Source organism: Nostoc sp. ChiQUE01b, from assembly GCF_034531255.1.
Classification (GTDB): domain Bacteria; phylum Cyanobacteriota; class Cyanobacteriia; order Cyanobacteriales; family Nostocaceae; genus Nostoc.
The window spans coordinates 1-25,165 of the sequence record NZ_JAVRBM010000079.1 but is presented as its reverse complement, the minus strand read 5'-3'; the positions used below and the strand labels follow the sequence as shown (position 1 = coordinate 25,165).

Annotated in this window: 15 protein-coding genes; 4 read left to right on the top strand and 11 right to left on the bottom strand. The window is 42.5% G+C overall.

Annotated elements, in window-relative coordinates; genetic code table 11:
• Nucleotides 1-70 precede the first annotated feature (70 nt).
• Nucleotides 71-2,320 (top strand): dynamin family protein, encoded by a 2,250-nt coding sequence (locus RMY63_RS33050; protein WP_322732751.1) that lies wholly within the window; start codon nt 71-73, stop codon nt 2,318-2,320.
• Nucleotides 2,321-2,424: 104 nt separating this feature from the next.
• Nucleotides 2,425-3,153, top strand: a complete 729-nt coding sequence (locus tag RMY63_RS33045) for a hypothetical protein (RefSeq protein ID WP_322732750.1) — start codon at nt 2,425-2,427, stop codon at nt 3,151-3,153.
• Here RMY63_RS33045 and urtE read toward each other — a convergent pair.
• From urtE to RMY63_RS33030, 3 genes are all read right to left on the bottom strand, one after another.
• Nucleotides 3,116-3,814, bottom strand: coding sequence for an urea ABC transporter ATP-binding subunit UrtE (urtE, locus tag RMY63_RS33040; RefSeq protein ID WP_322732749.1), 699 nt, complete (start codon nt 3,812-3,814; stop codon nt 3,116-3,118). The two genes, RMY63_RS33045 and urtE, sit on opposite strands and share 38 nt — an antisense overlap.
• A gap of 147 nt (nt 3,815-3,961) precedes the next feature.
• Nucleotides 3,962-4,108: a hypothetical protein gene (locus RMY63_RS33035; protein ID WP_322732748.1), complete on the bottom strand. Its 147-nt coding sequence runs from the start codon at nt 4,106-4,108 to the stop codon at nt 3,962-3,964.
• A gap of 122 nt (nt 4,109-4,230) precedes the next feature.
• Nucleotides 4,231-5,874: a calcium-binding protein gene (locus tag RMY63_RS33030; protein WP_322732747.1), complete on the bottom strand. Its 1,644-nt coding sequence runs from the start codon at nt 5,872-5,874 to the stop codon at nt 4,231-4,233.
• Nucleotides 5,875-5,989: 115 nt separating this feature from the next.
• On the opposite strand from RMY63_RS33030, the gene RMY63_RS33025 reads away from it, so the two are divergent.
• Nucleotides 5,990-6,514 (top strand): hypothetical protein, encoded by a 525-nt coding sequence (locus tag RMY63_RS33025; RefSeq protein ID WP_322732746.1) that lies wholly within the window; start codon nt 5,990-5,992, stop codon nt 6,512-6,514.
• Between the two features lie 603 nt (nt 6,515-7,117).
• On the opposite strand, the gene RMY63_RS33020 is transcribed toward RMY63_RS33025, so the two are convergent.
• Entirely contained in the window at nt 7,118-7,807 is a 690-nt protein-coding gene (locus RMY63_RS33020; RefSeq protein ID WP_322732745.1) for a pentapeptide repeat-containing protein, read from the bottom strand.
• Nucleotides 7,808-8,124: 317 nt separating this feature from the next.
• Here RMY63_RS33020 and hisD point away from each other — a divergent pair, with 317 nt between their 5' ends.
• The gene (gene hisD / locus RMY63_RS33015) at nt 8,125-9,405 is read left to right on the top strand and encodes a histidinol dehydrogenase (RefSeq protein WP_322732744.1); all 1,281 of its coding nucleotides are present in this window, start codon (nt 8,125-8,127) and stop codon (nt 9,403-9,405) included.
• Between the two features lie 256 nt (nt 9,406-9,661).
• Here hisD and RMY63_RS33010 read toward each other — a convergent pair whose 3' ends face one another.
• From RMY63_RS33010 to RMY63_RS32980, 7 genes are all read right to left on the bottom strand, one after another.
• Nucleotides 9,662-9,991 (bottom strand): hypothetical protein, encoded by a 330-nt coding sequence (locus RMY63_RS33010; protein WP_322732743.1) that lies wholly within the window; start codon nt 9,989-9,991, stop codon nt 9,662-9,664.
• A gap of 378 nt (nt 9,992-10,369) precedes the next feature.
• Nucleotides 10,370-11,746, bottom strand: a complete 1,377-nt coding sequence (locus RMY63_RS33005) for an alpha-amylase family glycosyl hydrolase (RefSeq protein ID WP_322732742.1) — start codon at nt 11,744-11,746, stop codon at nt 10,370-10,372.
• A gap of 31 nt (nt 11,747-11,777) precedes the next feature.
• Nucleotides 11,778-11,960, bottom strand: a complete 183-nt coding sequence (locus RMY63_RS33000) for a hypothetical protein (protein ID WP_322732741.1) — start codon at nt 11,958-11,960, stop codon at nt 11,778-11,780.
• A gap of 48 nt (nt 11,961-12,008) precedes the next feature.
• Entirely contained in the window at nt 12,009-14,663 is a 2,655-nt protein-coding gene (locus RMY63_RS32995; RefSeq protein ID WP_322732740.1) for a CHAT domain-containing protein, read from the bottom strand.
• A 29-nt stretch (nt 14,664-14,692) separates the two neighbouring features.
• The gene (locus tag RMY63_RS32990) at nt 14,693-17,902 is read right to left on the bottom strand and encodes a filamentous hemagglutinin N-terminal domain-containing protein (protein WP_322732739.1); all 3,210 of its coding nucleotides are present in this window, start codon (nt 17,900-17,902) and stop codon (nt 14,693-14,695) included.
• Nucleotides 17,903-18,025: 123 nt separating this feature from the next.
• Nucleotides 18,026-21,418 carry a filamentous hemagglutinin N-terminal domain-containing protein gene (locus tag RMY63_RS32985; protein WP_322732738.1) on the bottom strand — a complete coding sequence of 1,131 codons (3,393 nt, stop codon included), beginning with the start codon at nt 21,416-21,418 and terminating at the stop codon, nt 18,026-18,028.
• 721 nt (nt 21,419-22,139) lie between these two features.
• Nucleotides 22,140-24,593: a filamentous hemagglutinin N-terminal domain-containing protein gene (locus tag RMY63_RS32980; RefSeq protein ID WP_322732737.1), complete on the bottom strand. Its 2,454-nt coding sequence runs from the start codon at nt 24,591-24,593 to the stop codon at nt 22,140-22,142.
• Nucleotides 24,594-25,165 lie beyond the last annotated feature (572 nt).

Sequence of the window (25,165 nt, the reverse complement as noted above, 5' to 3'; positions counted from 1 at the left end):
ATAACCATAAGAATGTGAGACGGAGCTTCAATGAATTGCATTACCAGGCAAAGACTGGAAACGAGGAACTATGCAACAACAGTATGAAGGTTATAAGGATTTAGCAGATTCTTTCAAATCTGCATCTGCGTTACTGAATTTAGAACGTAAATCGCAACTGCATCAAGATATAATTACCATTTGCAATCATCTAGTTAATCCTAGCTTTCGGATTGCGGTATTTGGCCCTTTTAATCATGGCAAATCTACTTTACTGAATGCCATGCTGGGGAATCGCACCTTACCAATTGATTTAATTCCCACCACAGGAGCAGCGATTACTGTCAAGTATGGTTCTGATGTGCGAACTCGCATCATGTTGGTAGATGGCACAGAAATCTATCGCAGTGGCACAGAGATTTTACAGCAATTTGCCATTCTTGATGGCAATAGGCAGATGCGAAAAGATGTAGTTTCAGTGGAAGTTTTTTGTCCGCATCCATTTTTGGAAACGGGTGTAGAATTTGTCGATTTACCGGGAACAAATGATCGGGATGAACAAGATAATTTAATCCGAGAACAACTATTAAGTGCAGATTTAGTTCTCCAATTATTAGATGCACGTAAGTTAATGACTTTAGGTGAGCGGGAAAACTTAAGAGATTGGTTATTAGATCGCGGTATTAAAACAGTTATATTTGTTGCCAATTTTATTAACTTACTTGAACCAGACGAGCAAAAACAAGTCCAAAATCGCCTGCTATTTGTTGCAGAAAGCTTTCGCTCTGAATTACCTCCAGGTTTTAGTAATTTATATCGTGTTGATGCTTTACCTGCCTTAAGAGCCAGATTAAAAGGCGATGTTGCTGCTGCTAATAGTAGCGGTTTGGCGGCTTTTGAAACAGCCTTGCAAAATATTGTCGGGATTTTGCAACCGAATCGTGGTAGTGTGCGTTTGCCAAGAGTACAAGCGATCGCTTCTCAAATCCAACTTTCATTAAAAGCTAAAATTGACCCGATTGCTATTGAAATAAAATCTTTTGATGATAAACAAAATAATAAAAATGAAATTAAACAAAAAGCAGCCGATTTAATTTATAAAGGTTTTACTACAAGCATAGGAGAGTTACGCGATTGGCTAGCATTGCCCAATCTACTCACGAAATATCAAGCTGATGCGGCAGTCGCATTGGCAGAAAGTAACTTTAAAGCTTGGCAAAGAAATACTCTGAAAAAAGACCTGAATCAATTGCAATTGGCTGTGGTGAAATGGCTTTATCAAGCTTATGAGTTTTTCCAAGAAGAACGACCGCAAGATTTATTAATTTCCTTTCCTAGCGAACCACAAGTAATACTACCCTCAAAGCCAAGCAATACTGATGATTTGAGTGAACCTGGTTCCATCGCTGTTGGTGGTGGTATTGGTTGGTTGTTAGGCGGCCCAGTGGGTGCTGCTGTCGTTGGGAGTATTTCTTATTTGTTAAACAAGAATATCCAAAAACAAGACGAACAATTAGCCAAGGAATCTTATCATCAGGAAGTCGCTAAACTTTGTATAACTGCAACAGAAGATTATTTATCGCGCTTCAGCAGTCAAGGGTTAGCTATTTTGGCTGAATATGAGCAGAAAGCTGAAAAAGTAATTTGTTTTGAAATCAGTCAAGAACCGCTAGAAATTACTAAGAAACGTGAAAATTTGCAGCGGTTACAAAATGGTTTTAATCACTTGCTGCAAGAGTTAGAAAAAGTCAAAATACTTTCAAATTATCAACCTTATAAAGAAATACCTAAATACAGCAACACCAATAGAAAATATTCGCCACAACCAAAGAGAGTTCAAGCTTCCCCTGGAAAAGATAATGGTGTTAAGCAACAACAAGAAAATACAAATACTGCTAAGAATACTGAGACAAAGGTAAAATCTGTTTCTCCACCACCGCCAAAAGCTTCTACCTCTCCACGGAAAGAAGAGGTGGAGGCGAAATTTCGTGATTGGGAACTCAATGAGGAAATAGCGCGAATGAAAGCAGAGATGCGTAGCCCTAAGGCTTGTCGTCAGACATCGCCTAGTTCTCAAACTAGCAAACAACAAAATACAACTCAAAGCAACAAAGCACCCACTCAACCAAAAAGCCAGACGGAAAAAGATAAGATTACTCGCGCCTACGGAATTTTAGGATTGCAAGCTTATGCTTCTCAGGCTGAGGTAAAGCAAGCTTATCGAACTTTAGTAAAAAAATGGCATCCAGATTTGTTTGTGAATCAGCCGCAACTGCTAAAACAAGCGCAAGAGAAAATGCACTTAGTTAATGAAGCTTATAGCATTTTGAGTGATAAATGAACAACCCCAACTTCTCAAAAAATCGGGGATCTTTAGATTTCTTCCTAATTTGATTAGAATTAGGAATAGCCTTTGCAAAAATTTCAGCCTCGGTGAAATATTCTATGGCATCTCAAATAGACCTAAATTTGCCTAATGGAGTTTTACAACGCTGGCAAAATGTAAAAGATTTTGTGGGCGGAAGCGTTAACTCTCTAAGTAATTCAGCACAACAAGCTGGAGAGTCTTTAAATACAACAACTGATAGAGCAATTGATACAGTTACAACAAGTTTAGAACAAACTTGGCAAACAGCAGAGCAATTTAAGAGTACAACATCGGGAGCAGTTAAAGATGCTATTACATCTTCTGCAAGTGATTGGCTGATACAACACCCGATATTTTTTCGGTTAGTTCAAATACTAAATTGGGCAGCTAATCACCCAATTATAAGTATAGTCATTTTGCTGTTTATACTTGCTCTCGTTTGGAGCATCATTAAAGCAATTGTCCGCTTGATTGAAACAGCTAGTTGGTCAATACTCAAAGTTCCGTTAAAATTGCTTGTGGCTTTGTTTCAAGTTAGCTTTCTATCCTTAACTAAAGTTGGGAGTTTTGCTGTTCAACGAATTACAGGTGCTAAAACAACTGATAACCTATCAGCTTTACTACCTGAAAATTTTCAACAAAATAAACAACAACGATTAGCAGAAATTTCTATTCGGTTAGAAGCAATTCAAAAAGAACAAAATGAGCTTTTACAAGAGGCAGCAGACTTGATTGCTACCGATACAATTGATATAGAAATATCAAAAATTAAACAGCTAAAAAGCGCTGAATCACATCTTGGCTAAGTTCGGCTGTGGAACCGGAGGCGACAATACCACCTTTTTGCATGGCGTAATAATAATCAGCCTGACGGACAAAGTGTAAATGTTGCTCTACTAATAATACCGAAATGCCTGTGGTTTCGACGATGCGACGGACTGCGGCTTCAATTTCTAGAATGATGGAGGGTTGAATACCTTCGGTGGGTTCATCTAAGACGAGTAATTGAGGTTCTCCCATTAAAGCACGTGCGATCGCTAATTGTTGCTGCTGTCCTCCACTTAAATCACCACCCATCCGCGAAAGCATAGTTTTTAACACCGGAAATAAACTAAAAACTTCCTCTGAAATTTCTGCTTTTTTTACTGGTTTGCGTCTAGCTTCCAACCCCAGCAATAGATTTTCTTTAACTGTCAACCGAGGGATAATCTCTCGTCCTTGGGGGACATAACCAATTCCCAACTTTGCCCTTTGGTCTGGGGATTTAGAGTTGATTAATTCTTCAGCTAAATTAATAGTACCGCTGCGGGGTTTGAGTAAACCCATGATAGTTTTTAGTAGGGTAGTTTTTCCGACACCATTGCGTCCAATTAGGCAAACCATTTGCCCAGATGGTACGCTCAAATCTACATTGCGGAGAATATGGCTTTCGCCGTAATAAACGTTAAGATTAGAAATTTTTAGCATAAAAGAATTTTTAACTATAGCAATCCGATTTGATTCGGTGAATTACTCGTAGAGACTGGGGACTGGGGACTCTTAAGAAGGAATAAAGGTGTACCTAGCTCCCTTAAAAATCAAATATGAGTCCTATATTTAACTTTGATATCAAGTCTATAAGACAATACGGTTCAGATAAGCTTTTTTTTCTCCCCCTGCTTCCCCTGCATCCCCTGCTCCCCCTGCCTGCCTCAACGGATAAATTTCCTTAACTGAACCGTATTGGTCTATAAGAACACTTGCACAGGAAGGGTTTCCCAACTTGAGCAAAGTGTCCGTCCCACGCTGCCCTATTGGGTCAGACGTGGGGCTTCTGTCGGTTTAAGCTAAAAATAGCATCTTACAAACTGTACCGCTTGGCGATCAAAGAGTGCTAATTCCGATTAAACAACCACAAAATTGTTTACGCTGACTGACAATCCAGTAGATAGTTGTGCAAATTTTACCTGAGTAAACCCAGACGCACTGCCATCAAGGTCAAAGAACAGTCCACCTGTAACACTGTCATAGATAAATCGTTGATTGCTTGTCGTTGCAGATGTTCCCAGGGTAAACTGACTTGTCTTAAGTGAACCCAGTGATAACCCGCCGCCAAAGCTAGCAGCCGATGCCTGAATCAGTTCATTAGTCGCGTTGAAGTCATAAATACTGTCAACACCTTGATTGTAACTATTGAAAACAAAGGTATCAGTACCAGCTCCTCCATAGAGGGTGTCATTACCAAAACCACCTATAAGGATATCATTCCCACTGCCACCATAGATTGTGTTCTTACCAAAGGCGCCAGAGGCGGAGATATAATCATTGCCAGCGCCACCATCCAGTAAGTTATCACCTTTTGAATTAGTAGCATTCAAGTTATCGTCCCCAGTGCCACCATTAAGGGTGTTATTACTTATGGAACGAGACTCGTATGTGATGGAAACGTCGCGGGGTGAGTACGGGTCGCTGGGAATATAGCTGTAGTAGCCAGAAATGGAGAGATAGTCATTGCCATCACCCCCAGAGAGCAAATTATCGCCTGTTGAACCGCCAGCACTTAAGGTATCCTTACCTGCACCACCGTTGAGGGTATTATTGCCTATGGAACGAGAGTCGTAGTTTCCGTAGTTATTTCCTTCGTAGTAACCAGAGATGGAGAGATTATCATTGCCATCATCCCCAGAGAGCAAATTATTGCCTGTTGAACCGCTAGCACTCAAGTTATCGTCACCAGCGCCACCGTTGAGGGTGTTCTTACCAGACGAGCGAGAGTTGTAGTCGTAGTCTGGATAGCTAAAGCTCTCGTAGCCAGAGATGGAGAGATAATCATTGCCATAGCCCCCAGAAAGCAAATTATTGCCAACAAGGGAGTCAGTCCCCGTACCACCAATGAGCGAGTCATTTCCCGCACCACCAATAAGAGTATCATCACCTGCACCACCTCGTAGCAAATCGTTTCCACTCAAGCCATCGATTTTGTCATTACCGCCTTGACCATTAACGACATCATTTGAGTCCTCTAACCCCGTAATGTTATTGTTGAGGTCATTGAGAAAAGTTACTGTGTTCTTGATGCCCAGGCTAGTATCAGTAGAGTTGGAATCGAGGACATTAAAGCTGTCGGTGATGGTATTTTGCCCGTCAAACAGGATATTACCAAGAGCTGGTTTTGCTCCAGAAGCTTTCAGATTATCCAAGTTTTCTAGTTTGAAGTTTTGCAGGATAACTATGGCATTAGTATTCCCTTCAAAGGTAATTTCTAGATCGTTGCCATTCTGAATCAGCAGTAAATTTCGAGCAGTTAATCCTGCACCCTGGAATTTGATGGTGTCCACTTCAGCAATAACCGCTGCTGTCGGGTTCGTTCCTTTACCTATGCCACCGAAATCAGTGATTGTATCAGTGCCGTCGCCCAAGTTGTAAATAAATTTATCCTTGCCACCGCCACCAGTGAGGATATCATTCCCTTGACCACCAATAATAGTATCATTTCCAGTACCACCCTCTAGTAACTCGTAGCCGCTGGTTCCAATAATATTTGCCATAATTTTTACCTACCTGATTCCATTTTTTCAGTAATTTCAGTTCTCAACCTTGAATTTATTTCCCCAATTAATTACTAAAATCTAATACTATATTAAATTTAGTATTTGTTCAGATATGAGTATAATTTCATTTAGACCTTTGATTTTGATTATAGGCACAAGTATTGGTTTACTGCCTTTGTTATCCAACTGGTGCGTCCAAGCACAAAATCAATCACAAAACATTGAGCTAAAAGTTTATAGTGAAAACGAGCAAAAACAAAGCTGTCCAGACAAGGTGATTGTCACTGAAAAACCCCATCCTTATCAAGAAGGCAGTTTTGCAACAGATGGCTCTATTAACCTGAGTGCCTATGCCAGTAACATCTCTGTTCAAGCCAGTAATAGCTTTAGTGTTACATGGGTTGGGACACTCAAGCCAAAATATGCTAAATGCTTTGCTTCTGCTGGAATGACTAAGGTTGATGGGCAAGACTACTCTGGAAAGATTAATTATTTACGGATGCACTTTGTTAAAGGTAAAGTTTATTTCATCCTAGATTTGGCTGGCGGCTCTGATGCTAATGATTATCCCCTAGTCGTGCTAAAAAATCGTTTAAAGAATGGCAATCCTACTTGGACTTGGGGCGGAACTGACTAGTACCGCAAGGCGGAATTCAAGAAGAGGCAGGGGAGCAGGGGGATGAACAGAAAAGGGATTGAACCCCACCTGTTGCGCTAGCTTCCCGTAGGGTACGAGAACCGCTTAAACCAATTCGCAATTCGCAATTCGCAATTCGCAATTCGCAATTACGTTTTGTAACGGGGATTTAACCCCGACACAAAACCTGCTGTCTATAGAGACAGGGGACTTAAACCCCCAAACTTTGTTAAATGTTGCGGGGGATTGTGACCCATGTTCCGCTTTGCTTCACACCAGGGAGGAAGGAGCATTCCCCCTGCTGAGAGCTCCCTTCCCCCCTGCTTCTTGTTCAAAATTCATGCATTCACGCATTCAAACAGGTATACAGCGTAAGCGTTTCGTTGATTTGGAATAGGTGGTTTATTTACGCCATGCTGTACTAGAGGTAATATTGGAGTTTGGCGATCATTGTTGAGCAAAAGCCAAGTCATATCATGTCCGTTTGATTACTTATTAAACCCGAAGAACCCCACCCCGCCAAAGCTACGCTTTGTCTCCCCTCCCCGCTTGCGGGGAGGGGATTAAGGGGTGGGGTGCAATGACTGTGGAAATCATAACTAATTATGCGGACATGATATCACTTTCAATTAACTTGGCATCTTTTAGGTTAGCCCCACTCAAATTGCACAAGTGAAAATTTGCCCCTCTTAGGTCTGCTAGTGACAGATTAGCTCCTGTTAAATCTGCACCTGTGAGGTTGACTTCACTTAAGTTAGCACTACTTAGGTTAGCCCCCTGAAGTGAAGCTCGTTGCAGGTCTGCCTCGCTTAGATTTGCCCTGATCAAGTATGCTTTACTCAAGTCGGCTCCACTTAAATTTGCTTGAGTTAGGTCTGCTGCTGTTAAATCAGCTTTACTTAGATTGGCTTGACTTAAGTTTGCCCAACTCAACGAGGCATAACTTAGGTTAATTTCACTCAGCTTCACTGATGCAAGCACTGCACACCTTAAATTAGCATTAACAAAATTTCTTTCTCCTATTGCATAACGGCGTAAAATTTCATCAGTTGTTACTCTGTCTAAAACAGCTTTTGATGCGCCTTGATAACACCATGTAGCTTTTAATAGTTTGGCAGCAGTGTTAACAGCTACCTCATCACTAGAAGCCACAATTACACCATTGCAGCCATCCCACTGACCGTTAAGCATGAAAGCAATCTCATTAGCGGCAGTCATTGAGTCAAATAGTAAAACAGATTCTTTATGCCGTTTTAACCAGTTATTCCAACCAATCGAGATAATATTTTTCATTTTTATAAATTTTGGCCTTTTCAAACGATTACAGCTCTAACTATTCTGGCTAATAACAATCAGACTGGTGTGTGTAACAACCGATCATTATTGTGCGTGCTTAACGAACGCTTGCTAAAAGTTCTCTCTTGACCAACGCTGGGCAGGTATGTCAGCCCCTGCGGGGAAGTCAAAAGTCAAAAGTCAAAAATTTTGAACCCCATAAATAAATTTCGGGGCTGTTTCGACGAGTGATGCATATAAGCCACAGTCATATCGAGCAAGTTAATCAGGAGTTAAACTAATTATTGACCTCACTGCTTTTATAGGTACTGTCGATGCAGCTACTTCAAACTACCGACAAAGATTTTTCTGTTAGATTCAAAACCCTTGTAAGCGATCGCCGGGAAGTTACAGTTGATGTTAGTGGGACAGTACGTGAGATTCTAGCTGATGTCAAAGTGCGTGGTGATGTCGCAGTTAAGGACTATACTAGCCGCTTTGATCGCAACAATCTCCAGTCTTTGCATCTAAGCGAAACCTTTATTGCCGAACACGCAACGCAATGTCCTGCCGATGTCTTGGCGGCGCTGGAACTTGCTGCTAAAAGGATTGTGGCTTTCCATGAAAAACAACTACCGCAAGATATTGGCTACACTGATGCAGTCGGGGTAAAACTGGGATTGAATTGGGTAGCGCTGTCGCAAGTAGGAATTTATGTACCAGGAGGACGGGCTAGCTATCCGAGTTCTTTGTTGATGAATGCCTTACCAGCTAAAATTGCCGGTGTTGAAAGAATTGTCATGACAGTACCGATGCCTGACGGTGAGATTAATCCCGCCGTATTGGCTGCGGCTCAAGTTGCCGGTGTTACAGAAATATATGGCATTGGCGGGGCGCAAGCGATCGCAGCATTAGCTTATGGTACAGAAAGCATTGCCCCTGTGGATAAAATTGTTGGCCCTGGTAATGCTTATGTTGCTGAAGCCAAGCGTCAAGTCTTTGGCACTGTTGGCATTGATAGCATCGCTGGCCCTTCAGAAATTTTAGTGGTAGCCGACAGCCAGAACAACCCAGATTGGATTGCCTGGGATTTATTATCGCAAGCAGAACACGATCCTAGTGCCCAGTCAATCTTAATTACTGATTCCGAAATCTTCGCGCAACAAGTAATAAAGGCTGTTGAGAAAATTCTCGCTGATTTACCCACCAGAGAAGTTGCCGGTGCTAGTTGGCAAAATTATGCAGCCGTGATTCTGGTCAGCGATTTGTTAGAAAGTATACCATTGCTCAATCAATTAGCTCCTGAACATGTGGAATTGTGCACAGACAACCCGCAACTGCTAGCCAATCAAATTAAGTGTGCCGGCAGCGTGTTTTTAGGACGCTATACTCCAGAAGCGATTGGTGATTATTTAGGAGGCCCCAACCATATACTGCCAACTGCCCGTTCTGCCCGCTTTGCTTCTGGTTTGAGTGTGTTCGACTTTCTCAAACGAATTACTTTTTTAGAATGTGACAAACAATCATTACAGACAATAGGCAAAGCAGCTGTCACCTTAGCAGAGGCAGAAGGTTTGCCAGCCCATGCAGGTAGTGTATCTCTACGCTTGCAATAAAAAGCTGAGATAATTTGTGAATTAGATGATGGTTATTCAAAATTAATTGGTGTACTGACTGCTTGATTGATACAAATTTTTCTGCTGTTAGCTGGACTTTATTGATGAAGGCAGAAGGAAGGAGGCAGGAGGCAGAAGGAGCAATTCACTTATAGGACAATACGCTTGACTTTTAAGACAATCGCTACAATATCAGGCGATAGCGTAGCCCAGAGCAGGCATCGCACTTTTGATCTTAATGTCTGAGCCGTCCCTCTTACCAAGGAGGGATTACAGGGGGATACATCGAAGTCGTGTTGAGGTACTCCAAAGTCGTGTTGAGGTACTTCGAAGTCGTGTTGAGGTACTTCGAAGTCGTGTTGAGGTACTTCAAAGTCGTGTTGAGGTACTTCAAAGTCGTGTTGAGGTACTTCGAAGTCGTGTTGAGGTACTCCAAAGTCGTGTTGAGGTACTCCAAAGTCGTGTTGAGGTACTCCGAAGTCGTGTTGAGGTACTCCGAAGTCGTGTTGGAGTACTTCAAACTTTGTCGCACCGCGATCAAGTACACAGGTACGTAGGCGTAGCCCGCCGTAGGCATCGCTTTCATAAATCTCCACAAACAAAGCAATCGCTTGACTTTTAAAACAGTCGCTACAATTTTTCTTAACTGAACCGTATTGATATCATGTCCGGGTAAAGACTTATTATTTAGACCGCAGGGAGCAGGGGAAAAGAGGCTTTTGAGATTTTTGCATAGATGCGGTAATTATAAGTGATTAACCGAACTTGATATAACTTATAGGATTCAACCCCTCCTGAATTGAAGCTACTGAACGAAAGTTCAGTGGGGATTTTAAACCCAAGACCCGTTTGGTCGCGACAGGAAACAGATAGCGCAGTGTTAGCGAGTCCGCCAGCGTCGGGCAGTTTTCCTACTGCCTCCTGCCTTCATCAATAAAGTCGAGCTAAGAGCAAGAGAGAACATCTACACTTGACATTGATTAAAAGGTTCTCGAATAAAATAGAGTGCATCGCGTTTTTGAACTTCCATACCGCCTCTATTCCGGTTTCCCCAACGAGTTATAAATTTTTTCTCACCTTCGCGACGTTCAATCGCAACAGTAAAATTATTACGGAGTTCCCGATAACATCCATCCAAATTCGTCAAGGTCAAATCCAGTGCTGGGATATTAAATTTATTCTCCCCTTTATTAACAACAAAAAATCCTTCACTGCCCCGCTCCATTAGCAATACAGTCGGGCTATCAATAGCTGCTAAAACATTTTCTTTGATATTTTTTTCCTGATTTCCTCGTTGATGCATAATTTGGCGGAATTTGACACCATATTTGATAAAAGAAACATCTCTATTATCCCAGTTCAGTATTAAAGGAGTGCCACTTTCTCTTGCCAGGATATATGCTGTTGCAAGGAAAGAGTCAGAAGGATCGCTATAGGGGTTAATGGCATTGGAATTAATCTCGCGGATAGTATCATGGTTTCTGCCAAAAGTGACGCTACGCGGATCGTTTATGCCTGTGGGAACTCGCAGAGAACGCAAATCTCCACCAAAGCTGAAGGCATTTTTCATTGAATTGTAGAGAACAAAATCTGTGACAGCAGCAATCCAGTTATAATTTTCTGCACTGGTGTCGCTATCTGTGATTACCTCAAGATAATTCCATGCTTTGCCTTGACTTTGTTGATCCACATAGCTGATGTACTCTTTGATAACATCTGCTGGGATATGCTTGGCAGCATCAAATCGAAATCCATCAATTCCTAAATCTAGCAATTTTTTTAAATGAGCTTTTTGAATTTTTTTAACATTATTGGTAAATCTCAATTCAGGAAGTCCACCTAACCAACAATTAATTTCTGAATCTCTATTGCCATCACTATAATTAATGCTACAAGATTTTTTACCTGGACGGTTTGAATCCGAATTAAAGTCATTTATAGAAAGACCTGGAAATTTAGTTAAATCTTCCAAATCATCATTGCCATCTAAATTAGCCATGTGATTGAAAACAACATCAGCAATCACTTTGACCTGACAACTGTGGGCTTGACTAATAAGTTTTTTTAAATTTAAGAGTGAACCTCTACCTTCGATAATGCTGTAGTCTACAGGTTGATAGCGTGCCCACCATTCTGGAGCAGGATTAGATTTTTGGGCTGGAGAAATTTGAATGTGAGAATATCCTTGCTTCCCTATTTCACATACAAACTTTTCAATATCAGTGTACTGCTGGTCAAATGCATGAAAAATCGCAGAAGGTTTTTCTCCTGCTGATGTCTTAATCGGGTAAATATAAGTTGTGCAGATGACAACTGCACAGATGAATATAGTTTTTATCAAAGATATTACTCCTAAACCGTATCGTGTTTTACTATGCCATAAAGTTTTCTGGGAAAACCTCAAATTCTTCTTTATCGATTTCTGCGATCGCTTGTCCCGATAGAATATAAATCCATTCTTCCTCACAGTGGTGGGAATGGTAAACAAAAGATTCTTTCCCCGTAGTAACAAAAGCGTTCGAGGAAAGCGATCGCTCATGAACAGCTTCTATCACTCTCCAGAAGAATAATCTCTAGAAACTTCAATCAGTGGATAGAATTTGTTAAAGCCAGTTACCAACTAAAACATAAGGTGCCCAGTAGCCCGGACGACTGTAATTGGGATAATCTTTTAATAACTTTACTTGGGCACGACGCAAAGCTTCAGCCTTTGTCACCTCAGTTTTAACTAACTCACGATAAAATTCACCAATTAAGATAGCAGTAGATTTATCACTGATATGCCATAGTGAAGCCAAGGTACTACGGGCACCAGCTTTCACGGATGCTCCTGCTAGCCCTAGTGTGGCGCGATTGTCACCAGTAGCAGTTTGGCAAGCACTTAATACCAGCATTTCCAAAACTTCTGAGCGAGTTTGATCCCGACGACGCAGTAGACTATCAAATTGCGTAACGTTGATCGGCCCATCATCTGCAAGTATAAAAGTATTCTCAACACTCGAGCTAAATTGACCGTGGGTTGCCAGATGTAACACATTAAATGGTACAGTATTTACCTTACTCTCTAGGTTTTTGCTGTTGAAGTCTCGATCTAATAACTGGGTGGTAGACGCGATCGCTTGGGAAATAGAGTCGAATTCTGATTTAATTTCTGGTAGCGGTGGAAATTGCTGTTGAAAGCCTTGTGGTGGTTGCACTAACCCGGCAGCTAGTACATTGAGTTTTGTTGGTGTCAAGGGTTTGAGTGCGAGTAACTGGAGTCCTAAGCTGAGTGCTACAGCGTATTTTTCTACCAGATATTGCTGACCGTCATACAATATAGCCATTGGCACATTTCGCAATATTCCATCCAGTACAAATACAAGGGTTTTGACGCCACTATCTTTTAAATCTGACTCAATTTCTTTGATTAACCACCCATAGACTTCCTGTGATAGCGCCTGCACTTCCTCAGTCCGGTCAGGTTCTAATAGATACTCTCTGAGTTTTCTGATAATACCTTCTACTTCATTTTGTGACTTATTTACTGTATAATTACGCAGTGGTTGTTTAGGGATTTTGACAATCACTTGCAGTTGATCGGGCAGAATAATTGGATAAATGATCGCGGCTGTAGGATTATCTTTATCTACGATTGTGTCAAGCAAAACAGTTTTGGCATTAATGCAAGCTTCCCGGAAAAAGTCGTCTAATTCCGCTAGTTGCAGTGCTTCAATCCTCTGTCTAGCTTTGTCTAGGATTGGTTCGCTCGGATGAGTTTGCTGAAACTGCAACAATAATTCTACAGACTCTCGATATACAGGTTCTACACTTTCTTTAAAGGAAAACTGGACATCTCGATTCACAACTACTAAGTCACTACGGAGAGTCTGCAACTCACCGATCGCAGTATCATAGCTGGCAATAGCGCCCTCAATCTCTCCCTGCTGTTTTAACAAGCGTCCTAACTGCCAATGCCAACGATAAGCGATATCTGGGGCATTGATTGTTTGGGCTATGTTCAGTGCTTGTTGGGTGAGGTTCTGGGCTATTGACCATTGCTTAGTTTGTTCGTATACACTGCCCAAAGTCCCAACGGCAAAGCTCTCGGCTCGTTTATCTGCCAAATCTTGAGCTTGTTGCAAGGCTCTGGCGCAGATTTGAGCGATCGCTTGGGGTGTAGTCCCAAATTTCATCAAGCTTTGAGCTAGATTAATTTGGGTATAAATAGTTGTCACAGAAGTAGGTAGTTGTGCCAGTTGAGTTTGGATTTGCGGCAATAGTGTCTGCACGGCAGCTGTTTGTCCCGTGTTCACTAGTAAGTTCAATTGATTAACTTCAGCCTGAACTTTGCTAATCGGGTTAGGAGCGATCGCAGCCGCTTGCTGATAAAACTGTATTGCACCCTTAAAATCTTGCTGTACTTGTGCCGTGTTGCCTAAACTGAATAAAGCCGCGCTCACATCCTGGGGAGAATCCAATTTTTGGGCAATTGACAAACTTTGCTGTAATACCTGACGGGATTGATTCAAATCTCCTGCTAATTGCATAGCATTCCCGAAAGACCGTAATTCTACTGCTTTGGTAATAGAGTTAGGTTTTGATTGTAACTGCTGCTGCAATTGAGTCAAGATTGTCAAAGCCCGACGGTAAAATCCCAAAACTTGCCATGCTTGTGCTTGATTGATGCGATCGCGGATAATGCCATTTTGATCGCCTAATTGCTTATAGCTGGATTCCGCACGTTGCCAGGTGTTAAGTGCCTGTTCAGCTTGTCCCAAGTCTAGTTGAATACTACCTTGAATATCTAGAATTGGAGCCAAAACCTCAATATTTTGGGAATTAGAGGATTTTTCGAGCAACTTCAAGCTATCTGTAATTGCCTGCTGCGCTGGTGGTAAATTACCCAGTTTTTGATATGCCAACGCCAAATTACTTAATGCTACAGCCTGCTGTAATTCATTGCCTTGGCTGCCATAACTTTTAACTGCTTGTTGCAAAACTCTAACCGCTTCTGCAAACTTTCCTGCCTCATACAGCACTTTACCCTGTTGCAGCAAGTCTTGTGTTTGTGCAGGAGGATTTTGGATTGAGACTGCAAAAGTTGCGATATGTTGTGTCTCTAAAGTTGCAGCAACAGGAAAAGCAGTAACGCACAAAAAAGCTGTCACCAGAACCAAGAGGATGAAAACAGGCAAGTTATGGTTTTTAAAGGGACGAATCAACCATCTGTTGCATATCTGTTGCCACTGATTATTTTTATAACTCTTGGGTTTCATAAGAATTCCTCCCCCATCGGGGTAACGAATCATTGACTACAAGACATGGCAGAAGGCATAGAAGAACTTTGCTCAGATTGAGCTACAAAAACAACATCACCCTTAGCATCAACAATCCATCCTTGAGCCTCCACAATTTGATCGCTAGATTTGGTCATAGTTGCAGTAGATAATTTCTCTGTTACTCTGGCTGTTGCTTGTGCAGGCAAATCTACCCAACCAGTAATCACTGCTCGTCCTTGCAATGGTTCATTAGGACTTTGGGGTAATCCACCGCGTCCCGTGGCGATAAAACGACTGGCATTTTGTCCTCTTTTGGGAGTGCAACCTTGGGCAATTTGTCGGGATGCATCCACGAGGTTAGTGGGTAGTTGAATTAAGCCGCGACTGGGGTCAGTATCTGGACTGTTGATAGTTACTTCCCCACTCACTCCCAATTGGGAACTCGCTGTAATGTCACTGTTTTCGGTTGGGCTTTTTTGCGGGGCAATACCAAAAATACCGTTAGTTGTAATGTCAACTCTACCACCAATCCCTGTAAAGGCGTTAGCGCTGATATCGCTGTTTTCTTTGGGGACGGCGACAATGAAAGGGCTATTAATGGTGATGTTACCGCCATCGCCTCCAGCTTGGGCAGTACCGGCTGTGGTTGAAATTTGACTGCCACGACGCAACAGTAAGAGGTCTTGCAAATTCAGGTTGATATTTCCGCCATTACCTGAAGCAGTAGTAGCTTGAATGCTGCTGTTGTTAAGACGAATCGAATCAGCTGTAATTCCTATATCACCTGCTGTCCCCTGTCCAAAGTTGCTAGCAGTTATTTCAGCTTTATTCATCACAGATAATGAATCAGTAGCAATAGTAATAGTGCCGCCCTTGCCTATTTCTTCAAATAGCACTTTGTTAAAAATGCTGAAGATACCAGTATCACTCCCAGCCAAGAAGACATATTCACTCGCATGAATCATCACACTACCTGCATCTCCTTGACCAGCTGAACTGGTAATTATTTGAGCGCCGTTGGTGATATCAAGTGAGCCTGCTGCAATCAAAATCTCTCCTCCCTTGCCTACTCCTCTAATTCCGACAGCACTCACTGCAGCACTAGACAATCCATTTTTGTCCACACCATCAAACAAAACACCATCGCGAGCAGTTATCGTCACACTCCCTGCCTCTCCTTGCCCATAAGTAGTAGTGTCTAGTTGAGCGCCATTAGTGACAGCAAGTGCGCCTGTAGCGATCTTGATGTTTCCTCCCTTACCCTTAGATCCAAATTCTACAGCACTAGCAACAGCACTACTCAATCCATTACTACCCAATCCATCAAGAAAAACAGTATCACCAGCAGTAATAGTTATATCGCCTGCATTCCCCTGTCCAAAAGTAATAGCATCTATTTGACCGCCATTTGTGACAGAGAGCGAACCTGCGGTAAAAGTGATGCTTCCTCCTTTACCTGAAGCATTAGCTTCCAAATTGCTTAAGGCACTCCCGCCATTGAAGGATACAGTATCACTAGCTGTAATTGTTAAACTTCCTGCAGATCCTTGCCCAAAGGAGCTAACAGATAGTCCAGCACCATTGGTAACAGAAAGCGCCCTAGTCTCAATATTGATATCGCCTCCATTACCGATTGCGCCAAATTCCACACTGCTGAAGGCACCACTATTTGCTCCATTGCTACCTATCCCATCAAAGGCAACGGTATCACGCGCAGTTATTGTTACACCTTTTGCATCTCCTTGACCACGAGTTAAAGATTGTAGTTGAGCACCATTGGTAACGAAAAGCGAACCAGTGGTGATACTGACGTTACCTGCTTTGCCCACTGCACCAGATTCTAATGAGTTACCTGCACCACTATCTGTACCATCAAAAGAGACATTATCACGCGCAGTTATATTGACATTACCTGTATTCCCTCGCCCAGAAGGATAAATACTAGAAAGTATTTGAGCGCCATTAGTGACAGAAAGCGATCCAGTGGTAATATTTATACTGCCTGAATTACCTTTAGCAAAAGGTGTCACAATACTAGCAACACCACTACCCAATCCATCAAAAGAGACAGTGTCAGGGGCATTAATGGTTATATTGCCTGCATCTCCCAGCCCAAAGGTATTGGTTAATATCCGACCACGATTAGTTCCGAATACTGTTCTACTAGTAACATTAATATTACCTCCTCTACCTACAGATCCAGGTGTTACAGAATTAACAATAAAGCTGTCATCTTTGAGATTGACTGTTTCAGTTGCATTAATCTCAATATTTCCCGCTTTGCTGTTAACTGAACCTAATCCTGGTGATATCCCAGCTCGTATACGGCTTTCTTTTGCAAGCCCTATGCTACTGGCATTAATCGCAATACTGCCACCGTTATCAGCACGAACGTTAACCTCAGCACTATTGAAGAGCGACACATCACTTCGCTCCAGTATATTTGGAAAACTCAAACTCAGTTCGCTACCATCTCCATTCAACTCAATCGTTCCTGCACTTGCTAATCCTCCTAACTCAACCCTCCCACCAAAAGCATTCAAGGAGCCACCATTCATGCTAATGTTGCCACCTACTAACAGCAAGCTTTGACCATCTGGTACACGGAGACCATATGCACTCATGCTTTCTGTAGGATCTAATCCTGCTGGTGCGACTGAGTTGTTTTGAATCGGTGCAGCAGCAATTTGATTAAATAAAAAAGCGGAAGGATTGACCGTCAGTAGTGCAGGAAAATTCGGATTGTTAGCATTGAAAAAACCTTGATTGCCAAATTGAATGGCATTTGCGGTCGTTGCAACAAACGACCCGCCAATATTCAATTGGCCATTTTTGCCAAAAATAATCCCATTGGGATTAAGTAGAAACAGGTTTGCTGTACCCGACGCGCGGATTAACCCATCAATGTTAGAAACTGAATTACCCGTTACCCTGCTAATGATGTTTTGAATGTCAAGAGCATTATTAAAGAAAGCAGTGCTTGCAGTGGGAACGGAAAACTCCCCAAAGCTGTGGAACAAATTGCCACCCGTTCTGGTTCCTCCTTCAATAATTCTGGTGTTACCTTCTAGTTTGACGGTGGAATTATTAGGTAGAGTGCGATCAGGGGTAATTTGGGCAGAAGCACAATTTGCCCAAAAAGCGATCGCAATTCCCATCTCCACACAAACAATAATTGTTGAATAAAGGTTAGTTTGTATAGTGATTGTGGTGATGGATATTTTAGGCTGTGTCATCGCTTTAGCGATTCGCTTTAATGCTTTGGCCTAATTTTATTCTGCTAAGAGTAATTAAAAGTAATAACTTTTCTGAAGAAATACTTAGATAAATATAAATTCCTCTCCCATTGGAATAACGAATCATTGACTACAGGACATGGCAGAAGGAATAGAAGAACTTTGCCCAGCTTGAGCCACAAGCATAATATCACCCTTAGCATCAACAATCCATCCTTGAGCCTCCACAATCGGATCGGCAGATTTGGTCATAGATGCAGTAGATAATTTCTCCGTGACTCTGGCTGTTACTTGTGCGGGCAAATCTACCCAACCAGTAATCACTGCTCGTCCCTGCAACGGCTCGTTAGGACTTTGGGGTAATCCACCGCGTCCGGTAGCGATAAAACGACTAGCATTTTGTCCTCTTTTGGGAGTGCAACCTTGGGCAATTTGTCGGGATGCATCCACAAGGTTAGAGGGTAGTTGAATTAAGCCGCGACTAGGGTCAGTATCTGGACTGTTGATAGTTACTTCCCCACTGACTCCCAATTGCGAACTTGCTGTAATGTCGCTGTTTTCGGTTAGGCTTTTTTGCGGCAGAATACCGAAAATACCGTTTGTTGTAATGTCAACTCTACCACCAATCCCTGTAAAGGCATTAGCAGTGATATCGCTATTTTCTTTAGGGACGGCGACAATGAAAGGGCTATTAATGGTGATGTTCCCGCCATTGCCACCGAATTTACTACTGCCGGCAGTGGTAGAAATTTGACTATGATTGCGTAGTAATAATAAGTCTTGCAACTTCAGGGTAATATTACCACCATTCCCCGATCTGGTTATGGCAGCGATCGCTCCTTGGTTATCCAGGCTCAGAGAACGAGCTTGGATGTCAAGGTTGCCTGCCGTCCCTGCGCCGTTACTACTGACAGTGACTTCACCTCCATCCCGCACACTCATCTGCTCAGTTTCCAGCTTTAAACTTCCCCCACTACCACTGCCTTCTGGCGTCACCGCAGCGCTGATTTGGCTGTTAAAGTTACCATTTGGTGATTTGCCAACGACTTCTACAGATTTCGACGCATAAATTCGCAATCTACCTGCATTCCCCTCGCCAGCAGTTCCAACCGATACTATTGCACCACCTCTCACACTCAAGCGATCGGTTTCAATTGTTAAATCGCCACCGTTGCCTCTGGGTGGAATCACTGTTTCGTCTGCATCTATTTCAACACCTGCATTGATACCTGTAGCATAGAGGTTATCAATAAGTGTATCAAATACCTCTATCTCAGAAGCACGAATTGTGAGATTACCAGCGTCGCCTTGACCAAAAGTAGCCACTTGCACTTTGCCTCCATTACTGACACTCAAGCGTTTTGTCTCAATGGTCAAGTTGCCACCGCGACCCTCACCTTGAATGTTTACCTGAGCAAATAAGCCAGCAGGATTTTCAATATTAGGTCTAAACAACGATTTGACTTTTCCACTGATTTCCACTGACTCGGCAGCGTGAATAGTCAAATTTCCTGCAAACCCTTTACGGTAAACACTGTTTCCCACTTGACTATCTATGATATTCATAGTGACAGTTTCAATGTTTATATTGCCAGCATTCCCTTGTCCAAAAGTACTGGCAGATAGTTGTCCATCTCGGACAATCAACTGATTGGTATTAATTGCCAAATCTCCTGCTGTACCTGCACTCGATGTTTGAGTCAACAAGCTGCTGGGAAAGGGAAATAGACTATTACTATTAGTAGCAGATCCGATCAGTTTAACTGATTGTGAGGCATTTACTGTTAAACTTTGTCCAGCCCCACTACCGTTAGTTAGAGCTAAAATCGCTGCTCCATCTTGGATTAACAGCTGATTGGTGTTAATCGTAATCTTTCCTGCGGACCCTGTACCATAGGCGTTAGAACTTATTCTGCTAGGATACCATCTATTAGGAAACTGTGGAAGAATAGCAGTACCGACTAGCTGCACTGATTCGGCATTTACTGTTATACTCCCTCCAACCCCTTTACCTTCGTTATCGGTTATGATTCCGGCTCCATTTTGGATGAGTAACTGTCTAGTGTTAATCGTGATGTCTCCGGCGTCTCCGACTCCATTAGATGCAGCAAATATACCAGTGAAGCCTAAATTGGGATTATATGGAATACCGATTACTTGCACTGATTCTGAGGCATTCACGGTCAAATTTCCTGCCACACCTTCACCAGAAGTAGAAGCCGATACTTGCCCTCCATCTTCGACGAGCAACTTAGAAGTTTTAATTGTTAGCGTTCCTCCTTCTCCTGTCGCGCCAGAACTACTCTGAGTAAACAAGTCGCTGCCAAACTGACCACTAACTGTCAGACCTGCCACTTGTACAGATTCTGAGGCATTTACTGTTAAATCTCCCGCCGCTCCTGCATTGTATGTACCAGATGAAATCTTTCCTCCTGCTAACATTTGTAACTGCCTGGTGTTAATTGTCAGGTTTCCTGCGTCTCCTGTCCCAAAAGTTTCAGCAAATAAACCACTGCGAATTCCAGTAGGTGATTCTCCAACGACTTGCACTGATTCCGAAGCATTTATATTCAATCCTTTTCCAGGTAATGCTCCGAAAGTGCTGGCTTCAATCTTGGAACCTCCATTGACTGTAATTCCTTTACCCCACACCTGAATAGCGCCGCCACCTTCGCCACTGGTACTAACCAAGGCTTGATTACTGAGTGAGATATCGGCTTTAGCTACACCATCAGGAACAATCAAACTCAAATTATTACCATCTACATTCAGTCCAACTGTCCCCTCACCTGCAATTCCTGCCAATTCCACTCGTCCACCCGGAGCATTCAATTGACCTTCGTTGATGGCAATGTCTCCACCCGCTAATAGCAAACTCCGACCATCTGGTACTCGTAGACCAAAGATATTATCTCCTGCTGGTGCAATTGAACTGTTTTCAATTCTGCCAGCCTGAAGTTGATTGAATAGCAAAGCGGAAGGATTAACTGTTAGTAATGAAGAAGGAGTCTGAGGATTCGTTGCACTAAATTCTAACCCATTGCCAAACACAAAAGAATTCGCCGTACTCGCCACAAACGAACCCGCTACATCCAGCCGTGCATTCTTCCCAAATAAAATCCCATTGGGATTGATAAAAAATAAATTTGCACCACCATTCACCCCCAGTGTACCGAGAATATTCGAGATATTACTTCCTGTCACCCGTGTGAGAATATTGGAGATTCCCGTGGGATTGGCAAAATAAACTCGTTGGGATTCTCCGACATTAAATTCCTGGAAACTATGGAACAGGTTTGCACCGCGAATTGCTCCACCATCAATGCGGTCAGCAGCACTACCTTTAATATTGACATTGGGAGTGATTTTTGAAGGGTTATTACCTAATGTTCCATCAGGGGTAATCTGGGCTAAGGCGTGATTTTCATCACAAAATATGACATGAGCAAGCACTCCAATAATACTAAAAACTCCTAAGAAATCTGAGTACCAATTCCTATTTTTACAGGTTGTCATATCAGAACCAGCCTCGCTTGCTCATTTCCTACCTGTGAATATGCAATCAATTTATTGAGAAATTTATCTACAATTAATTTCAGCAGATATTTTACTTTGATGAGAGTAAAGTTTTTAAAACTTAAAATTAGGTAATAGACATCTAGTGAAATTAAATATGCGTTATCCAGAACCTTTGTAATAGAATAGACCTCTTGCAAAAGTCCCCTAACACCCCACCCCCAACCCCTCCTCGCTTGCAGGGCTACGGTGTACACACAAGTCTGAAACAGTTCACTCATCTGGGTTTTACCCCACCCTAACCCTCCCCTTGCAAAGGGGAGGGAACTGGATTTCCGGTTTCCCCCCTTTCCAAGGCTACGGTGTATACACAAGTCCTAAAATCATTGCCTGGTAAGATACAAGCCTTGGTAGGCAAGGTTTTGAGTTAAGTGAACTGATTATCAATAGTGTCAGGTTATTGATAGAGTCCTAACGGAAAATCAAGGATTTTAAAAATAATTTTCCGTTGTTTTTCGTTGATTTGATTGCCAACTCGACTTGTGTATACACGGTAGCCTTTCCAAGGGGGGTAATTCGACTTGTGTGTACACCGTAGGCTTGCGGGGAGGGGAGAATTTGACGTAAGTCAAAGGCGGGGTGGGGTTCTTTTTTTGATTTATGCAAGAAGTCTATTGACCAGAAAGAAAAAGGTACAAGCCCCGAAATTTATTTATGGGGTTCAAAATTTTTGACTTTTGACTTTTGACTTTTGACTTCCCCGTTCGCGTAGCGTCTCTAAGAGTTGGGGCTGACTACAGGATATGGCAGAGGGAATAAAAGAACTTTGCACAGATTGAGCCACGAGCATAATATCACCGTTACCATCAACGATCCATCCTTGAGCCTCCACAATTTCATCGCTAGATTTGGTCATAGATGCAGTAGATGATTTATCCGTGATGGCTGTTGCTTGTGCGGGCAAATCTACCCAACCAGTAATCACTGCTCGTCCTTGCAACGGTTCATTAGGACTTTGGGGTAATCCACCGCGTCCAGTGGCGATAAAACGACTAGCGTTTTGTCCTCTTCTGGGTGTGCAACCTTGGGCGATTTGTTGGGATGCATCCACCAGGTTGGAAGGTAGTTGAATTAAGCCGCGACTGGGGTCAGTATCTGGACTGTTGATAGTTACTTCCCCACTCACTCCCAATGGTGAACTTGCTGTAATATCGCTCTTTTCGGTTAGGCTTTTTTGCGGGAGAATACCGAAAATACCGTTTGTTGTAATGTCAACTCTACCACCAATCCCTGTAAAGGCATTAGCGCTGATATCGCTATTTTCGTTAGGAACTGCAACGATAAATCTGGAGTTAATATTGATGTTCCCGCCATTGCCACCTAATTTTTCTGTACCTGCGTTGGTGGAGATTTGAGCGCCACGACGGAGTAAGAGTAAATCTTTTACACCCACTGTCACATTCCCCCCATTCCCCTGTCCACTGGTTGAGGCAGCAAGAAATGCGCCATCTCGTAATGAGAAGTCACCAGAATCGATGGTAATGCTACCGCCATTCCCAACAGTCCCCGTTCCCACATTGCTGCCAATCCCACTGAAAAAACCGTTTTTCTCCCCAGCAATATCAACAGCACCTGTTACTTTAACATTGACATTGCCTGCATTCCCTCTTCCTGCTGGTTGGGTAGCAGATGCACCACGAGTACTGGTTAGCAGTTGAGCGCCATCAGTGAGTGATAGTGTTGTAGCATTGATGTTGATATTGCCTCCTTTACCTACGCCTCCTGCTGACACTCTGCTGAGGATGGCACCATTTGCAAGGGAGATAGCATCTTTTACATCCACTGTCACATTCCCCCCATTCCCCTGTCCAAGGGTTGAGGCAGAAAGTTGAGCGCCATCAGTGAGTGACAACGTTGCTGCATAAATGTCGATATTGCCACCCTGACCTACACCTCCTGTTTCCACGGTGCTGACGATATAAGCATTACCTGCAAGGGAGACAGCATCTTTTACATCCACTTTCACATTCCCCGCATTCCCCTGTCCATAAGTTGAGGCAATAAGTTGAGTGCCATCGCGTAATGAGAAAGAACCAGAATTGATAATTATGTTACCCCCATTGCCTTTTGCTTCCAAGCGCACAAAATTGCGAATTGTGCTCCCAGAATCTGCAATTTTGATTTCTCCCGTAGCTTTGAGGGTAATTTCCCCGGCAACACTTTCAGATGTACCCAAACCTTGCCCAATACCAGCACTTAGAATACTTCCTTCCAATATTTCTAGATTTCTGGCATTGATTGCAATATTACCGCTACCAGCCCCAGTCACAAATACACCTGCTTGATTGTTAAGTGATACATCTGCACGAGTCACATTCTCAGGAAATTTCAAGTTGAGATTATCGCCATTTAAAACAAGATTGACATTTCCAGGTGCTGCTAACCCTCCTAATTCAACTCTCCCACCAAAAGCATTTAACTTGCCGCCATTCATGCTGACATTACCACCCACTAGCAGCAAACTTTTACCATCTCCTACTCGCAAACCAAATGCATTAAGACCTGCGGGAGCTATTCCTGCTGATGCAATTGACCTATTTTCAATTCTGCCAGCCTGAAGTTGATTGAACAATAACGCCGAAGGATTAACTGTTAGTAATGAGGAAGGAGTCTGAGGATTCGTTGCACTAAATTCCAACCCATTGCCAAACCCAAAAGAATTCGCCGTACTCGCCACAAACGAACCCGCCACATCCAGGCGTGCATTGTTCCCAAATAAAATGCCATTGGGATTGATCAAAAACAAATTTGCATTACCATTCACCCCCAAAGTGCCGAGAATATTGGAGATATTACTTCCCGTCACCCGTGTGAGAATATTGGAGATTCCCGTGGGATTGGCAAAATAAACACGTTGGGATTCTCCGACATTAAATTCCTGGAAACTATGGAATAGGTTTGCACCGCGAATTGTTCCACCATCAATGCGGTCAGCAGCGCTACCTTTAATATTGACATTAGATGTTATTGAAGAGCGATCGACCAATGTTTCATCAGGGGTAATCTGGGCTAAAGCGTGATTTTCACAACAAAATATGCCATCAGCAAGCACTCCAACAATACTAAAAATTTCTAATAAACCTGAGAGCCAATTCCTATTTTCACAGATTGCCATATCATAACCAGCCTCGCCTGCTCATTTCTTATCTGTGAATATGCAATCAATTTATTGTTGAAGAAGAATTCAGAATTCAGAAGTCAGAATTCAGGAGCGGAGCCGGAGACGGAGCGTCTCCGGTCAGAATCAATCAGTCAGGGATTCAAACCCGCGACTGATTGAAGACCACCAAATCTAGGATTTGGAGGGGGTTTTAAACCCGTTTATTCATCCACCAGTCGTACAGAATTCAATTCTGAATTCTGGCGACTGACTCCTGAATTCTGTTTGATAAATTTTTCTAGAATAAATTTAATTTCAACAGATATTTTACAGCAATTTTCATATATTTAAACTACATCTATCGTAAGGACACAGCATTGCTCATTGGTGTCAACTTAAGTTAAAGTCAGTCTAGAAAAAGCTTTTAGCAGATTATCTCGTGATCTCGATCTCGTTCCTAGTCTCCGACTGGGAATGCCCCTCATTGAGGCTCCGCAGTATTGAATGGCTTTATGTAAATTATTGGAGGTTGCCCGAATTCAATAAACGACTACCCGAATTCAATAAACGACTACCCGAATTCAATA

Bases quoted from the DNA above. Each gene is read 5' to 3' on its own strand.
- RMY63_RS33050 (WP_322732751.1), top strand. From the start codon at position 71: ATGCAACAACAGTATGAAGGTTATAAGGATTTAGCAGATTCTTTCAAA.
- RMY63_RS33045 (WP_322732750.1), top strand. From the start codon at position 2,425: ATGGCATCTCAAATAGACCTAAATTTGCCTAATGGAGTTTTACAACGC.
- urtE (WP_322732749.1), bottom strand. From the start codon at position 3,814: ATGCTAAAAATTTCTAATCTTAACGTTTATTACGGCGAAAGCCATATT.
- RMY63_RS33030 (WP_322732747.1), bottom strand. From the start codon at position 5,874: ATGGCAAATATTATTGGAACCAGCGGCTACGAGTTACTAGAGGGTGGT.
- RMY63_RS33025 (WP_322732746.1), top strand. From the start codon at position 5,990: ATGAGTATAATTTCATTTAGACCTTTGATTTTGATTATAGGCACAAGT.
- RMY63_RS33020 (WP_322732745.1), bottom strand. From the start codon at position 7,807: ATGAAAAATATTATCTCGATTGGTTGGAATAACTGGTTAAAACGGCAT.
- hisD (WP_322732744.1), top strand. From the start codon at position 8,125: ATGCAGCTACTTCAAACTACCGACAAAGATTTTTCTGTTAGATTCAAA.
- RMY63_RS33010 (WP_322732743.1), bottom strand. From the start codon at position 9,991: ATGAAAGCGATGCCTACGGCGGGCTACGCCTACGTACCTGTGTACTTG.
- RMY63_RS32995 (WP_322732740.1), bottom strand. From the start codon at position 14,663: ATGAAACCCAAGAGTTATAAAAATAATCAGTGGCAACAGATATGCAAC.
- RMY63_RS32990 (WP_322732739.1), bottom strand. From the start codon at position 17,902: ATGACACAGCCTAAAATATCCATCACCACAATCACTATACAAACTAAC.
- RMY63_RS32985 (WP_322732738.1), bottom strand. From the start codon at position 21,418: ATGACAACCTGTAAAAATAGGAATTGGTACTCAGATTTCTTAGGAGTT.
- RMY63_RS32980 (WP_322732737.1), bottom strand. From the start codon at position 24,593: ATGGCAATCTGTGAAAATAGGAATTGGCTCTCAGGTTTATTAGAAATT.